The sequence below is a fragment of the Kribbella amoyensis genome, assembly GCF_007828865.1.
Taxonomy (GTDB): Bacteria; Actinomycetota; Actinomycetes; order Propionibacteriales; family Kribbellaceae; genus Kribbella; species Kribbella amoyensis.
Genome location: NZ_VIVK01000001.1, coordinates 1,013,407 through 1,027,578, shown reverse-complemented (window position 1 = coordinate 1,027,578; position 14,172 = coordinate 1,013,407). Strand labels below are relative to the sequence as shown.

General features: G+C 70.9%; 13 protein-coding genes. 3 read left to right on the top strand and 10 right to left on the bottom strand.

Annotation, left to right across the window (positions count from 1 at the left end):
- Positions 1-229: 229 nt before the first annotated feature.
- Positions 230-1,297 carry an MsnO8 family LLM class oxidoreductase gene (locus tag FB561_RS04930; RefSeq protein WP_145803467.1) on the top strand — a complete coding sequence of 356 codons (1,068 nt, stop codon included), beginning with the start codon at positions 230-232 and terminating at the stop codon, positions 1,295-1,297.
- Positions 1,298-1,358: 61 nt separating this feature from the next.
- Positions 1,359-2,819: an NAD-dependent succinate-semialdehyde dehydrogenase gene (locus FB561_RS04925; protein ID WP_145803465.1), complete on the top strand. Its 1,461-nt coding sequence runs from the start codon at positions 1,359-1,361 to the stop codon at positions 2,817-2,819.
- Here FB561_RS04925 and FB561_RS04920 read toward each other — a convergent pair whose 3' ends face one another.
- The 6 genes from FB561_RS04920 to FB561_RS04900 form a co-directional block, all read right to left on the bottom strand.
- Positions 2,820-4,046, bottom strand: coding sequence for a glutathionylspermidine synthase family protein (locus FB561_RS04920; protein ID WP_145803463.1), 1,227 nt, complete (start codon positions 4,044-4,046; stop codon positions 2,820-2,822).
- Positions 4,046-4,459, bottom strand: coding sequence for a hypothetical protein (locus FB561_RS04915; RefSeq protein WP_145803461.1), 414 nt, complete (start codon positions 4,457-4,459; stop codon positions 4,046-4,048). Before FB561_RS04915 ends, FB561_RS04920 begins: the two co-directional genes overlap by 1 nt.
- Entirely contained in the window at positions 4,456-5,817 is a 1,362-nt protein-coding gene (locus FB561_RS04910; protein ID WP_145803459.1) for an APC family permease, read from the bottom strand. Before FB561_RS04910 ends, FB561_RS04915 begins: the two co-directional genes overlap by 4 nt.
- Positions 5,801-5,929, bottom strand: a complete 129-nt coding sequence (locus tag FB561_RS38920; RefSeq protein ID WP_272952530.1) for a hypothetical protein — start codon at positions 5,927-5,929, stop codon at positions 5,801-5,803. The genes FB561_RS04910 and FB561_RS38920 overlap by 17 nt, the downstream gene beginning before the upstream one ends.
- 47 nt (positions 5,930-5,976) lie before the next feature.
- Complete coding sequence (locus FB561_RS04905; protein ID WP_145812762.1) at positions 5,977-6,648, bottom strand: polysaccharide deacetylase family protein; 672 nt, start codon at positions 6,646-6,648, stop codon at positions 5,977-5,979.
- Between the two features lie 273 nt (positions 6,649-6,921).
- Positions 6,922-7,476 (bottom strand): GNAT family N-acetyltransferase, encoded by a 555-nt coding sequence (locus tag FB561_RS04900; protein ID WP_145803456.1) that lies wholly within the window; start codon positions 7,474-7,476, stop codon positions 6,922-6,924.
- 49 nt (positions 7,477-7,525) lie between these two features.
- On the opposite strand from FB561_RS04900, the gene FB561_RS04895 reads away from it, so the two are divergent.
- Complete coding sequence (locus FB561_RS04895; RefSeq protein ID WP_145803454.1) at positions 7,526-8,098, top strand: TetR/AcrR family transcriptional regulator; 573 nt, start codon at positions 7,526-7,528, stop codon at positions 8,096-8,098.
- On the opposite strand, the gene FB561_RS04890 is transcribed toward FB561_RS04895, so the two are convergent.
- The 4 genes from FB561_RS04890 to FB561_RS04875 are packed head-to-tail and all read right to left on the bottom strand — an operon-like array spanning position 8,052 to position 14,171.
- Positions 8,052-8,924 carry a MerR family transcriptional regulator gene (locus FB561_RS04890; protein ID WP_145803452.1) on the bottom strand — a complete coding sequence of 291 codons (873 nt, stop codon included), beginning with the start codon at positions 8,922-8,924 and terminating at the stop codon, positions 8,052-8,054. The genes FB561_RS04895 and FB561_RS04890 overlap by 47 nt on opposite strands.
- Positions 8,925-8,958: 34 nt before the next feature.
- On the bottom strand, positions 8,959-11,484 hold the full coding sequence (locus tag FB561_RS04885; RefSeq protein ID WP_145803450.1) for a glycoside hydrolase family 2 protein: 2,526 nt from the start codon (positions 11,482-11,484) through the stop codon (positions 8,959-8,961).
- A 51-nt stretch (positions 11,485-11,535) separates the two neighbouring features.
- Positions 11,536-13,560, bottom strand: a complete 2,025-nt coding sequence (locus tag FB561_RS04880) for a glycoside hydrolase family 36 protein (RefSeq protein ID WP_145803448.1) — start codon at positions 13,558-13,560, stop codon at positions 11,536-11,538.
- Positions 13,560-14,171 (bottom strand): SGNH/GDSL hydrolase family protein, encoded by a 612-nt coding sequence (locus FB561_RS04875; protein WP_145803446.1) that lies wholly within the window; start codon positions 14,169-14,171, stop codon positions 13,560-13,562. The genes FB561_RS04880 and FB561_RS04875 overlap by 1 nt, the downstream gene beginning before the upstream one ends.
- Between the last annotated feature and the right edge of the window lies 1 nt (position 14,172).

Below are 14,172 nucleotides of genomic sequence, written 5' to 3'. Positions count from 1 at the left end.
CCAGGTGTCGGAAGTGCGGGACCGTCACCGGCCCGCGCTGATCGAAGTCCTCGTGGCCGGCCTCCCGCTGGGGTTCGTGATGTGGTGGAACGAACGCCGTGAACGATGCCCGAGGCCCGGAGGCGCGAACAAGAGCCGTCCACCCCCAAATTCTTCGCCGCCCGCCGGTGCGGAACATGGGGGCCGATCCCCCATGTGCGGGCCGGGGCCGAGCTGTCACGGTGGGCGAGTGTTCAGCCACGCTCCCGGACTCCCGGTCTCCGCGCACTCCGTGCTCGACATGGTGCCGCAGCCGGCCGGCCAGTCGGCGGCCGCGGCGCTGCGCGAGACGATGGAGGTCGCCCAGGTCGCCGACGACCTCGGGTACCGCCGATTCTGGCTGGCCGAGCAACACGGTGTCCGCGGCATCGGCAGCGCGTCCCCGGCTGTACTGGCCGCGGTTCTCGCCGCCCGGACCGACCGGATCCGGCTCGGATCAGGAGGCGTCCTGCTCGCGAACCACCGGCCGCTGCTGGTCGCCGAACAGTTCGCCGCACTCGCGGCCGCGTACCCGAGCCGTGTGGACCTGGGTGTGTCGGAAGGATCAGTGGCGCACCCGTCGACCGCCGCCGCCCTCGGCTGGGGTGACGAGGCAAGGGACCTGTTCCCACAACGCCTGGACGAGCTGTGTCGCTTCCTCCGAGACGGACTGCCTGGCCGTGCTCCGGTGGGCGACGTACGGCTCGCGTTGGCAGGTTTGCCGCCACCCGTCTTCGTACTGGCGAACCGGCCCGCCACTGCGCAGCTGGCCGCGGTTCGTGGGTTGCCGATCTTCCTGACCGCGTCGGAGACCACGGTCGCCGCGGCCTCGACGTACAAGGACAACTTCGAACCCACCGGGCCCACGGTCCGCCCGTACCTCGGGGTGTCGGTCGGGGTGGTCGCCGGGGACACGGACGAGGACGCGCTCGCCCGGCTCGCGGAGTACGTGCGGGTGAAGCATCGGCTCGGTATGGCGTCCGTCCGCGCCACGCCGGCCGAGCTGATGGAGCTGCTGGAGCCACCGCTGACCGGGAGAGAGCGGGGCCGGGCCGAGCGGTTGGTGGACGACCCGGGGCACATCATCGGCTCCCGCGCGACCGTGGCCGCGGGACTCGCCTCGCTGGCCGCGAAGACGAGCGCCGACGAGATCATGCTCGCCCCCCTGGCGTACGACGGGCTGGTCCGCGCGTCGATCCTGCGAACCGTGGCCGCGGCGCTGACCAGGGCCATCCGGACCGTCCCGCGACCCGCGCCGCACTTCGTCGCCACTGCCTGAACCGGGCCGCCGCCGCGACCTATGGTGGGTACTGGATCCACCCAGGGGAAAGGCGAAGCTGATGGCGCGGGAGCAGGAAGTCGTCCAGGCGTGTCCGACCGAACTGTTCGTCGGTGGGAAGTGGCGAGCGGCCGAGGGCGGTAAGACCCTCCCCGTCGAGGACCCGGCCACCGGTGCCACCTTGTGCGAGGTGGCGGACGCGAGTCCCGCGGACGGTGTGGCCGCGCTCGACGCTGCCGTTGCCGCGCAAGCAGAGTGGGCCGCGACCCCGCCCCGGGAGCGCGGCGAGATCCTGCGCCGGACGTACGAGCTGATGACCGCGCGGGCCGACGAGCTGGCGTTGCTGATGACGCTGGAGATGGGCAAGCCGGTCGCCGAGTCGAAGGGCGAGATCGCGTACGCCGCGGAGTTCTTCCGCTGGTTCGCCGAGGAGGCGGTCCGGATCGACGGTGGGTATCAGGTCGCCCCGAACGGCGCGGGCCGGTTCCTGGTGCTGCGGCAGCCGGTCGGGCCGTGTCTGCTGATCACCCCGTGGAACTTCCCGGCCGCGATGGGCGCCCGCAAGATCGGTCCGGCGGTCGCCGCGGGGTGCACGATGGTGATGAAGCCGGCCGCGCAGACGCCGCTGTCGATGCTGAAGCTGGCCGAGTTGCTGACCGAGGCGGGCCTGCCGCCGGGTGTGCTCAACGTGATCACGACCAGCGACTCGGGCGGTGTGATGGAGCCGCTGATCCGCGACCCCCGAGCGCGGAAGCTGTCGTTCACCGGGTCCACCGCGGTCGGCCGCAAGCTGATCGAGCAGTCCGCCGAACAGGTACTGCGGACCAGCATGGAGTTGGGTGGCAACGCGCCACTGCTGGTGTTCGAGGACGCCGACCTGGACCAGGCGGTCGAGGGTGCCCTGCTGGCCAAGATGCGCAACGGCGGCGAGGCCTGTACCGCGGCGAACCGGATCTACGTGCAGGCCTCGGTGATGGACGAGTTCGCGACCCGGCTGACCGAGCGGATGAGCGCGCTCAAGGTCGGCCGCGGCACCGAGGACGGGGTCGACCTCGGCCCGTTGATCGACGCCGTCCAGCGGGACAAGGTGAAGGACCTGGTCGACGACGCCGTCGAGCGGGGTGCCCGCCCCCTCACCGGCGGAGAAGTTGCCGACGGCAAGGGGTACTTCTACCCGCCGACCGTGCTCGCCGACGTGCCGAAGTCGGCCCGGCTGCAGAAGGAGGAGATCTTCGGCCCGGTCGCCCCACTGACCGCGTTCGAGACCGAGGACGAGGCGGTCGCGATGGCCAACGACACCGAGTTCGGCCTGGTCTCCTACCTGTTCACCAAGAACGTCGACCGCGCGTTGCGGGTCAGCGAGCGGCTCGAGTCCGGCATGGTCGGCCTCAACCAGGGCATCGTCTCCAACCCGGCGGCCCCGTTCGGCGGCGTCAAACAGTCCGGCCTCGGCCGCGAGGGCGGCGCCCCCGGCATCGACGAGTACCTAGAGATCAAGTACATCGCCACCAATATCGGTTGATCACTCGTTCAGCCAGGTCTGGATGGTGTCGGCGTCGGGGCGCGGGCTGGTGCCGATGGCGTGCGGGACGAAGCGGGCGTAGTAGTCGGTGATCGGGCCGTCGGACTCGCGGACCATCATGCCGGCGGCGACACCGTCGACGATCCAGCTGCCGATGACGGCCCGGTTGCCCTCGTACGACGGGAGCGGGTGCCATTCCTGGTACACCATCGTCGAGGTGTCGTACGGGCCTTCGTGGACGTGGTCCTCGGGGTCGGCGACGGTGTGGATCACGATGTTGCTGCCCTCCCGCCCGTGCAGCGGTTTGGCCACCCACTCGAGCAGGTCGCCCGGGTCGCCGAAGTACGCCGGGAGCAGGTTCGGGTGGTTCGGGTACAGCTCCCACAGGACCGGGAGGATCGCCTTGGTGGACAGCATCGTCTTCCAGATCGGCTCGATCCACTGCACCGGTTCGCGTTCGACCCCGGCCAGGACGTACCGGCCGAACTCGTCGTCCAGCATGTCCTCCCACGGGTACAGCTTGAACGCGGTCCGGATCCGCCGGCCGCCCCAGTCGACGAACGCGCGCTGCGCCGACTCCCAGCCGAGGTCCTCCAGCTCGTGCCCGTACGTCGCCAGCCCGGCCATCGCGGCCGTGTCCCGCAGGTAGGCGACCGTCATCGCCTCCTCGCCGGTGGTCTCCGCGGCGGAGTTGAAGAAGTGCGCCTCGTTGCCCGGGAACCGGCCCTCGGCGAGTCGCTCGCTCCACCACTTCACCAGCCGGTCGTGCACCGAGTTCCACTGGTCGGCGTCGGGGAACACGTCCTCCAGCCAGTTCCACTGGATCACCGCGGACTCCAGCAGCCCGGTCGGGGTGTCGCCGTTGATCTCCAGCATCTTCGGCTCCGCCCCGGACCAGGCCAGGTCGAACCGCGCGTACACGGACAGGTCGTCCCGCTTCAGCGACTCCCGGACCAGCGGCAGCGTGCCGGACGCGAGCCCGAGCTGCTCGTCGGTGAACCGGTCACCCGACGCCATCACCGACGCGGCGTGCCGGCACATCGCGTACAGCTCCTCGGTGACGCGTTCGAGGTGCAGCACCTCGTCCATCGTCACCTCGTACCACGCGCTCTCGTTCCAGTACGGGCGTTCGGTGCCGTCGGGCAGATCGGTCATCGGGAAGACCAGGCCCTGCTCGACGACCTTGTCCCGCCAGCGCGGCCGGGGTTTGATCGAGTGCCGCCACATCAGCCGCCAGAGCTCCCCTTGCCGGACTTGCCGAACCCGCCCCGGGTGATGGTGCCGATGTCGCCACCCTTCCTGTCCAGGCCGCCGCGCCTGATCGTCGGCGACCCGCTCCCGCCGGACCCGGTCCGCGGGATCGTGTACGTGCCCTGGCCGGCGTTGTACCGGCTGCCGACCGCCGGGACGTACCCGTTGCCCCGGGTGGCCATGTAGAACCAGAAGAAGCCGGCGCCCGAGCCGTGGTACTCGCGTTCGTCCTTGCACTCGTCGTCATCGGTCCGGGTCTGGGTCTGCGGGTCCACGCAGATCGCCGCGTAGTCGGGCTGGTCGCCGCTCGAACAGCCGGTCAGCGACGCGGCCATCAGCGCGGTCAGGCCGAGGGTGATCCCGGCGCTGCGCATCCGTCGTTCGGTCATGACCTGCCTTCCCCCTCGGCCGGCGGTTTCATCGAGAACATGATCGCCGCGCCCACCGCCGTCGACACGGCCACCACGATCAGCGGCCCGCGGCCCACGTCGGACACCGCGAGCACCAGCACCAGGACGAAGCAGATCGTCGCCAGCAGCGGGACCACGACCCGTTGCACGACGCGCTCCCGCAGCTCGCCGGTGAAGTACACCGGGACCGCGATCGCCGTGGCCAGGTAGTACAGCGAGACCAGGATGGACACCGCGGCGACCGAGTCGGCCAGCACCGCGTCCGACGTGAGCACCAGCGTCACGTAGATCAGCACGCTCGCGGCGGCGAACACCCAGGTGGACACACTCGGCGTCCGGTACTTCGCGGAGATCCGCGCGAACTGCCCCGGGAACGCGTCCCGCCGGGCCATCGACAACATCGTCCGCGCCGTCGGCAGGATGGTGGTCTGGGTGGAGGCGAGCGCGGACACCAGCACGGCCGCGGTCAGCACCTTGCCGCCGGTCGTACCGAGCAGGTCCGCACCGAGGATCGCGAAGAAGTCGTCGTCCGCGATCTCGCCCAGCGGGTCGGTCCCGGCGTACGCGACCGCGGCCCACGCGACCACGACGTACAGGACGACCAGGACACCGTTTGCCACGAGGGCCGCGATCGCAGGGGTCCGGCGCGGATCGCGGGACTCCTCGTTGACGCTGAACGACGAGTCCCAGCCCCAGTACAGGAACACGGCCACCAGCACCGCGGCCGCCCAGGCGCCCTCGCCCGTGTCGGTGGACAGCGGGATGCTCGCGGTCCCGGCCTCCCGGAACGCGCCGATCGCGAACCAGCACAGCGCGACCAGCTCGACGGTCAGCAACAGGATCTGCGTCCCCGCGGCGATCCGGATGCCGCGATAGGCGAGCAGGGCCATCGCGAGGATGAACGCGGTCCCCAGACCGGCCTGCGCGAGCCGGGACTCCGCGGCGCTGTCGAGACCGAGCAAGGCATAGGTGTACACCGCGGCGACCTGGGCGAGGTTGCTCATCACCAGGACGCAGGCCATCACCGTGGTCCAGCCGACCATCCGGCCGATCCCGAGCCCGAACGCCTTCTCGGTCCACGGGAACGTGGTGCCGCAGTCCGGCTCGGCCCGGTTCAGCTCGCGGAAGCAGAGCGCGACCAGGATCACCGGGACCGCGCTGATCGCGAGCACCACCGGAGCGGCCGCGCCGACGTACGCGGTGAGCAGCCCTACCGACACGGCCAGTGAGTACGCCGGGGCGGTGGAGGCGATACCGATCGCGGTGGAGGCGCCTACACCGAGCGCGTCCTGTCGCAGGCTCCGGCCGCGCGACCGCGAGTCAGCGCTGGTCGTCATCGTCGGTGGTGTCACTGCACTCGGTCGTCATCGTCCCCCAGGGTGCCACGCCGTCGTGGCGGATCGGTCCACCATGCAGGCGTTGCGCGCCGCCGGACCGTCCGGCGGTCATGCCCTCACCCCTCGACGCAGCGCCTGCCGCCGCGGTTCCCCCGATTTTCAGCGGCCCCGCATCAGCTCGGTGACGGTGACCAATTCGTACCCACGGGCGCGCAGTCCACGCACGATCGGGCCGATCGCCTCGTCGGTGTACGGCGCGTTGTCGCCGCCGTGCATGTGCAGCACCACGATCGAGCCGTCCCGCGCGTTCGACAGCACCTGCTTGACGATCGGGTCCGGCGACTTGGCGAACCCGTCGGCCCCCGGTACGTCCAGGCCGACCGCGGTGAGCCCGGCCGGCGCGAGCTCGTGCAGTGCCGTGCCGTCGTAGCAGCCGCCGGGGAAGCGGAACCACCTGGTCGCGTTCGGGACGAGCCGGTCCAGCTGCACCACGGCCCGGCGGACGTCGGTGAGCATCTCGGCCCGGGGGACGGTACCGAGGGTGTAGCAGTGCTTGGTGAAGGCACGGTGGTCGTACGTGTGCGTGCCCAGCTCGAACAGCGGGTCCTTGGCGAGCTCGCGGGTCCGGTCCGGGTACTGCTCCATCCACAGCCCGGTGAGGAACAGGGTCGCCGGGACCCGGAGTGCGCGCAGCTCGGCGATGAGCTGGTCGTTGTAGTACGACTTCACGGTGCCGGCCTGGAGTCGTCGCCGCATCGAGGCCGTGAGATCCGCGTCGAAGGTGAGCGCGATCCGCTGCGGGCCCCGCGGTCCGTGCTGGATCACCGGCATCAGGTTGGTCGCGCGGGACGCACCCGGCCGGTCGGTACGAGCCGGGCTCGGGGTCGGCGTACTGCTTGGCGTCGGCGTACCGCTCGGTGTCGCCGAAGGGGACCGCGGGGTCAGCGTAGGCGCGCCCGGCGCCAAGGTCGATGGCGTCGGTGGTGGTGCTGTGGATGGAGCGTCGGTGCACCCCGCGAAAGCGGCCGCCGCGGCCACGAGCACAGCCGTGAGCCTGATTCCCCGTCCGACCGTCACGGCCCCCGAGTATGCCGTGGACCGGGCTCAGCGCTCGGCGCGGGCCTCCCACTCGGACCGGAGCAGCGACCAGATCTGCAGGTCGTGGATCTGGTCGCGGTACGGGAACGCCTGCCGCAGCGTGCCCTCCAGCGTCATGCCGAGGCGCTGCGCGACGGCGACGCTGCGGGCGTTGGCGGGGACGCAACGCCACTCGACCCGGTTCATCCCGCGGTCTCCGAGGGCCCAGTCGATCAGCACCTGCGCGGACCGGGTGACCAGGCCGTGGCCCTCGGCGTGACCGTCCAGCCAGACGCCGATCTCACTACTGCCCCAGCGCGGCTCGAAGGTCCGGAACAGCAGCCCGCCGACCAGTTCGCCGTCCAGCCAGATCCCATAGAGGCGGCCCGCGTCCTCGGCCTGCCGGACCGCGTAGCGCTGCAGGAAGGCCCGGGCCGACTCCTCGTCGACGACCAGCTCGGCCCACGGGATGTACGGCTCGATGTTCGCCCGGGCCTTGTCCACGTGGGCGAGGAACTCGGCCGCCTGCCACGGCTCCAGCGGTCGCAGCTCGGCGTTCTCGGTGATGGTCCTGGCGAACATCGGCACCCCTCCCGGTACATAACAAACGTTCGGTACGTACTATAGCGGCATGCCGGCCAGGACGGATCACGAAGCCAGACGACGCGATGTCTCCGCCGCGGTGTGGAAGGTGGTGGCCGCGGAGGGGTTCGGCGGACTCACGTTGCGCGCCGTCGCGGCGGCGCTGGGTGGATCGACCGGGATGGTGACGCACTACTTCCCGTCCAAGCAGGCGCTGATCAAGCACGCGCTCGAACTGGCCGAGGAACGTACCCGCACGTCGATCCCCGAGTCCGGCGATCTGCGGACGGCTCTGATCGCGGTGCTCCCGATCGCCGCGGGGACGACCGAGATCAGCCGGGTCTGGGTCAGCTCATGGGATCCAGCGCTCGCCGAACCGGAGCTGGGCGCGCTGGAGAAAGCCCGCTACCGCCGCTGGCGCACGAAGCTGGAGAAGCTCGTCGTGGTGGCGCAGGAAGCCGGCGAACTCCCCGCAGGCGACCCGGCCGACCTGGCCGCGAGCCTGGCCGCCTTCACCCATGGGCTGGTCGTGCAGACCCTGTTCGATCCCCGGGCCTTCCCCCGCAAGCGCCTCCTCAACCTGCTCGATACTCACCTGGCCTACTTGAGGCCAGCGCGGTGAGGGTCCAGTGGAGGGCTGGGGCCAGGGATTGTGGGGGCGGCCAGCCGTTGAGGATGGCGAGGAGTTCGAAGTAGCGCTCGCGGCGGGCGTCGGCGGCGAGTTCGAGGTGGTCGATCGGCAGGTCGCCGAGGGCCGCGAGGTACGACGCCGCTTCGCCGGAATCAGGGGCGACGCCGAGAGCCAGGGCGGGAGTAATTTGCTGCTGGATGCGCGCCACCACGTCAGGGCGTAACCCAGGTTGCTCCGCCGTGTGGTGTTCGACCAGCCGGCGCAACAGCGCCCGGAAGTCGTCGTCCGCCAACAGATCGAGCAGCTCGATCCACGCCTCGACCTGCTCGGTCGTGGGGTCGTCGGGCAGTTCCGGCCGCATCGTCCGCCGAGCCGCCGCGAACGACTCCCCGGCGGACTCGAACACCGCCGCCAGGAACTCGTCGACCACCGCGACCCGCTCCGCCTCCGACAGAGCCACGAACCGGTGCATCGCCGCCACCTCGTCCACGTCAGCTCCGCGCCGCACGACGGACGCGAGTACCGACCGCCGGAGCCGCAGGGTCCGCACCTGCGCGTCCAACGCCGCCACATGCGCCGCCGCGACCTCGGCGACCGAGACCTCCCGAGCCAGCACGCGCTCGATCGTGGCCAGGTCGAGGCCGAGGTCACGCAGGGTCCGGATCAGCTCCAGCCGGGCGACCGCGGCCCCGTCGTACTGCCGATAACCGGCCGTCGTCCGCGAAGTGGGCGGCAGCAGCCCGCGGTCGGAGTAGAACCGGATCGTCTTCACCGTCAATCCGGTCCGCTTCGCCAGGTCGCCGATCGAGTAGCTCATACCGCCCACTGTGCCGTCTCCTGCCGGGGGAGACTCAACCCACCAGATCGTTGACCGATCGCAGGACCGGGACGCCGAGCTCGCCCGTCGGCGCCGTGGCACCGGTGACGTGGAAGGTGTGCGAGTCGCCCGCGGACAAGGTGATCAGGCAGGAGTCCACCCGGGCCTCGGCGTCCAGCCGGTCCGGGAACAGGGCGAGGTCCTTCGCCAACGCGGTCGCCGTCACGGTGACGTCGTACCCGCCGTCGGTCGCCGTCACGGTCGCGGTGTACGCGTCCGCCGCCAACCGCAGAGCGGTGTCCTCGACGAAGTACCAGTACGCCGTGCTGCCGTCTTCCGCACGCACCTCGACGTACTCGGCGGCCGCGTCGGCCGGCTTGGCCACCGACTCGGGCAGCGAACTCGTCACCGCCGACCGCGGCGCGACGTCCAGCGCGAACGTCTCCTGCGCGAGCACGGCACCACCGTCGGCCGTACTCCGCCGCGCCACGGTGACCGAGGTCGTCCAGGGCTCGTCCGTGTCGTTGTGCGCGACAACGGCCGGGCCGTCCTCCCGCGGCTGCACGGTGAGCAGGCGATCGGCGTACACCCTGCGCAGTGTGAACCACAGCGGCTTGCGGATGCCGTGCCCGTCGACGGCGGCCCAGGAGATCACCGGCCAGTTGTCGTTCAGCTGCCAGACGATCGCGCCGGTGTTCAGCGGGAACAGGCTGCGGAAGTGCTCGATCCCGTACCCGACCGCGCGCGCCTGGTTGAGCTGCGTGATCCAGTGCCAGTCAGCCATCTTGGATTCCTGCCCCGCCCCACCGCCCCGGACGGCGTCCCACTTCGGCAGGTGCTCACCGAGTCCCCGCTCCAGTTTGAGGTTGCCCTCGAACGCCTTCTGGTGCACGAGCATCTGCTCGCCGTACGGATCGAGCGGCTCGTCGTGCACCACCGAGGTGAGCGTCGACCAGGCCGGCGGACCCTGGAAGCCGAACTCCGAGACGAACCGCGGCATGTACTTGCGGTACGTCGAGTAGTCCACCTGGTTCCACACGTCCCAGATGTGCATGGTGCCGTTCCGCTCGTCGTTCGGGTGGATGAACCGGTCGTAGGAGTACGGCGAGCCCTCGGAGTACGGCGTCCGCGGGTCCAGCTCGGCGACGATCCCGGGCAGCAGGTCGAAGTAGTACCCCTCACCCCAGGTCCGTCCGCCGAGCGGCTTGCGCCAGCCCCACTCGACGTAGCCCCAGATGTTCTCGTTGTTGCCGTTCCAGATCGCCAGACTGGCATGCCGGCTCAGCCGGGTGACGGCCTGCCGCGCCTCGGCCTCGACCTCGCTGCGCAGCGGCTCCTCCTCGGAGTACGCGGCGCAGGCGAACAGGAAGTCCTGCCAGACCAGCAGGCCGAGCTCGTCGCAGAGGTCGTAGAAATCTTCGCTCTCGTAGATGCCGCCGCCCCAGACGCGGAGCAGGTTCATCCCGGCGTCGACGGCGTCCTGCAGACTGCCGGCGTAGGTGTCCCGGTTCAGCCGGGTGACGAACGCGTCGTCCGGGATCCAGTTCGCGCCGCGGACGTAGAGCGGCTTGCCGTTGACCAGGATCACGAACGGGCCGCCGTCGTCGTCCGGCGCCACGTCGATCGTGATCGTCCGGAACCCGACCCGCCCCTGCCAGCCGTCGCCGTACTCGCGTGCCGTCAGTGCCACCGCCACGTCGTACAGCGGCTGCTCGCCATGACCCCGCGGCCACCACTGATCGACCTGGTCCACGGTCTGCGTCAGGCTCACCTCATCGGTGCCCGCGGCAACGGTCACCGCGGACGTCGTGCCGGCCACCTCGACGGTGACGGTCGCATCGCCCGCGAACCCGTCCGACCAGGCCAGCGCGACGTGCGTGTCGAGGACGCCACGATCGCCGTCCAGGGTGGCCAGCGGCCGGACCGAGTCGATCCGGGCGCCGGTCCAGGACTCGATCCGCAGCGGCCGCCAAACCCCGACGGTGGCGACGTCCGGTCCCCAGTCCCAGCCGAAGTTGCTGGCCATCTTCCGGATCGCGTTGTACGGGTGGTGGTTGGTGTGCGGCCACAACCCGAGCTGCTCGGCGAGCGCGTTCGCGGTCTGCACCGGCGCCGCGAAGGTGATCACCAGCTCATTGCCCTCAGCAACGAGGAGTTCGGTCACGTCGAACCGGTAGCCGCGGTGCTGGTTCCAGGTCCGGCCGAGCTCGGTCCCGTTCAGGGTGACCGTGGCGGCGGTGTCGAGTCCGTCGGCGACGAGTTCCTGCACCGCCTGACCGTCCGCGGCCCAGTCGAAGGCGGCCCGGTACGTCCAGCTGGTCCGGCCGATCCAGGCCAGCAGGCCCTCGTTCGCGCCGTCGAACGGATCCGGGATCGCGCCGGCGGCGAGCAGGTCGGTGTGCACCTCGCCGGGCACGGTGGCCGCGACCGGCGTGGTCAGCAGCGCGCCGTTGCCCTCGGGAACCGGGCCTTCGACCGCCTGGACGGTCCAGTCGACGCCGGCGTCGGTGCTGAGCGGAACCGCGCGGAGCGAGCCGGCAGCGGTCGGTACGGAAGTCACAGGCGGGAACTCTCTCTGCGGGTTACTTGATCAGGTTCAGTAAGTCTAGGGTCAATCGGTGAGTTCGATAACCCGCGCGGACGGCTCCCCGGCCGGGGCCGACACGGTCAGGCCGTCGGCACCGGCGCGGTACGCCCAGCCGTCAGCGGCCGCCGGGAAGTAGTCCGTCACCGTGGTCGCCGCCACCGGCAGGACGACCTCGGCCGCCTCCGATCCGCGGTGCCACAGCGCGAGGTACGACCGGTTGGGCCCGGCCAGGCCGAGCGCGATCCACTCGTCGGTCCACCCGGGCAGCCCGAGCGGCCAGAACGGGGTGAGGTGGGGGAGCTCGGTGAGCAGCTTCTTGTGCGCGGTCACGGCCTCGGCGACGGCACCGAGCTCCTCGGCGGTCATCCGGTTCAGGTGGCCGGACAGGTACATCCGGCCGAGCATCCCGTTCACCAGTGCGAACGTGCGCTGCTCGTCGGTCATCCCGGGCTGCGGGTACGCCCAGTTGCCGGCCTGTTCCGGGAGGACGGACGCCGGAGCGGCTGCCGCGATCGGGGCGTACAGACCGGGGTCCTCCTGGTCGGAGGTGGACTGCAGATGGAACCGGGACAGCATCGCGTAGTCCATCCGCAGGGCGCCGGACCCGCAGTTCTCCAGCAGCAGCTCGGGATGCCGCTCCTGCACACCGTCGATCCAGGCGAGCTGGGCCCGGTTGTGCTCCAGCAGCCCTTGTCCCGCGGACTTCCCGTCGAGGTCGGTCCCGGGCCCGGTCATCGTGTTGTAGTCCAGCTTGAAGAAGCCGATCCCGAACTCGGCGATCAACCGGTCCACGGTCGAGTCGAGGTGCGCACGTGCGGCCGGGCTGCGCAGGTCGAGCAGGTGCCGGCCGTGCTCCGCGACGCGGACGCCGCCGCGGCTGATGAACGCGTCCGCCGGCAGCTCGGTGGCGAGCGGGGAGTCGACGCCGACGACCTCGGGCTCCAGCCAGACGCCGGGCACCATGCCGCGGGCGCGGATCCGGTCGATCACCTCGCCGAGCCCGTTCGGGAACCGTGTCGTCGACGGCTGCCAGGCGCCGACCGTGCTCCACCAGTCGCCCTCGGCGTACCAGCCGGCGTCGATACAGAAGTACTCCGCGCCCGCCTCGGCCGCCGCGTCGATCAGCGGCAGCAGCTTCTCGGTGGTCGGGTCGCCCATCAGCGTGTTCATGTAGTCGTTGAAGATCACCGGCAGCCGGTCGTCGATCGGCCGCCGCTGCCGGATCGCCCGGCGCTGCGCGGTCAACGCGCCGAACGCCTCGTCCTGGCCGGTCGCGACCACGACCGACACGGGGACGGTCCGGAAGCCCGACTCGGCCGAGATCCGCGCCGTCCACTGGTGCTCCTGGTCGGTGGGACCGCTGAGCAGGACGTAGCCACCCGCGCGGGTCTCACCGAGCTCGTAGTGCCACTGCCCGTTGTGCTCGATCTGCCAGCCGAGCGCGAACGCGGCCGTCCGGTCGACCAGGACGCCGGTGGGCAGGCGCTCACCCGTCGACCAGGAGCCGTGCGACGTGACCGCGCACCGGGCGTGCGAGGTCGGCCGGTGCTCGGCCGACCGGATCTCGGGGACGCCCGCGGAGCGCAGCGGCCGCCGGGACCAGCGGCTCTCCGCCATCCAGTTGTTGTCCCCGGCCACCAGATCGACCGCGTCCACGTCCGGGGTACCGAGCACCGCGGCGGAGAGGAAGTCGAGGACCAGTTCGCCCGGTCCGGTCAGCCGCGCCTCGGTCCAGGTCCGGAACCCGGTGACACCCGGTGAGGCCTCGAAGAAGGTGGTGACCTGCAGCCCGGTGGCCGGATCCGCCTGCACGATCCGCAGCGTCGTCGCGGTCTGTTCGTGTGAGACGTACCGCAGGGCCTTGCCGAGGTCGGTGCCGACATGGCGGTAGGTGCCGGGCGATCGGCCGTGACCGATCGCCGACACCTCCACCAGGGTCTGCGCCGCGATCGTGGCCGCGGCCGGGTGGATCGACTCCACCCGGACCGGACCGTCGTCGAGCCGGAACGTCAGCGCGACGTCCGGTCCTTCCCAGCGCAGCGTGGTCATCAGTCCTCCAGGACGGTCCGGAACCACAGATCGGCGATCAGGCGATGCCCGGCCGCCGTCGGGTGCACCCCGTCGTCGGCCAGCGTGATCGCGCCGGCCTCGACGGCCCGCGCGGTGAACTCGGTGTCGGTGCGGACGAGCAGCGCGCCGTACTCGGCGGCCAGCCGGCGGACCACCTCGAGCTTGGGGTCGAGGTCCTCCCGCCAGCTGTGCTGCTCCTCCTTCACCGGCAGCAGGAACGGCTCGACCAGGACCAGCCGGACCTCCCGCAACGGCTCCAGCAACAGCCGGTACGAGGCCTCGAACTCCTCCGCCGAGGTCAGGTCGTCCTTGTCGTACCGGCGCCAGGTGTCGTTGATCCCGATCAGGATCGACACCAGGTCCGGCCGCTCGGCCAGCACGTCGGTCTGCCAGCGGGCCACCAGGTCCTTGGCCCGGTGCCCGCTGATCCCGGCGTTGACGACCCGCGGACCCGTCGACCCGAGGTGGTCGGCCAGCAGTTTCACATAGCCGTCACCGAGTCCGGCCGGGTCGGTCCGCCGGCCGCAGTCGGTGACGGAATCCCCGGCGAACACGATGGTCCGCCGGGGATCCAGGAGGGGTTCGGTCATC

Excerpts from the sequence above, each read along its gene's own strand:
- FB561_RS04925 (WP_145803465.1), top strand. The coding sequence starts at position 1,359 with ATGGCGCGGGAGCAGGAAGTCGTCCAGGCGTGTCCGACCGAACTGTTC.
- FB561_RS04920 (WP_145803463.1), bottom strand. The coding sequence starts at position 4,046 with ATGTGGCGGCACTCGATCAAACCCCGGCCGCGCTGGCGGGACAAGGTC.
- FB561_RS04915 (WP_145803461.1), bottom strand. The coding sequence starts at position 4,459 with ATGACCGAACGACGGATGCGCAGCGCCGGGATCACCCTCGGCCTGACC.
- FB561_RS04910 (WP_145803459.1), bottom strand. The coding sequence starts at position 5,817 with ATGACGACCAGCGCTGACTCGCGGTCGCGCGGCCGGAGCCTGCGACAG.
- FB561_RS38920 (WP_272952530.1), bottom strand. The coding sequence starts at position 5,929 with ATGACCGCCGGACGGTCCGGCGGCGCGCAACGCCTGCATGGTGGACCG.
- FB561_RS04905 (WP_145812762.1), bottom strand. The coding sequence starts at position 6,648 with ATGCCGGTGATCCAGCACGGACCGCGGGGCCCGCAGCGGATCGCGCTC.
- FB561_RS04900 (WP_145803456.1), bottom strand. The coding sequence starts at position 7,476 with ATGTTCGCCAGGACCATCACCGAGAACGCCGAGCTGCGACCGCTGGAG.
- FB561_RS04895 (WP_145803454.1), top strand. The coding sequence starts at position 7,526 with ATGCCGGCCAGGACGGATCACGAAGCCAGACGACGCGATGTCTCCGCC.
- FB561_RS04890 (WP_145803452.1), bottom strand. The coding sequence starts at position 8,924 with ATGAGCTACTCGATCGGCGACCTGGCGAAGCGGACCGGATTGACGGTG.
- FB561_RS04880 (WP_145803448.1), bottom strand. The coding sequence starts at position 13,560 with ATGACCACGCTGCGCTGGGAAGGACCGGACGTCGCGCTGACGTTCCGG.
- FB561_RS04875 (WP_145803446.1), bottom strand. The coding sequence starts at position 14,171 with ATGACCGAACCCCTCCTGGATCCCCGGCGGACCATCGTGTTCGCCGGG.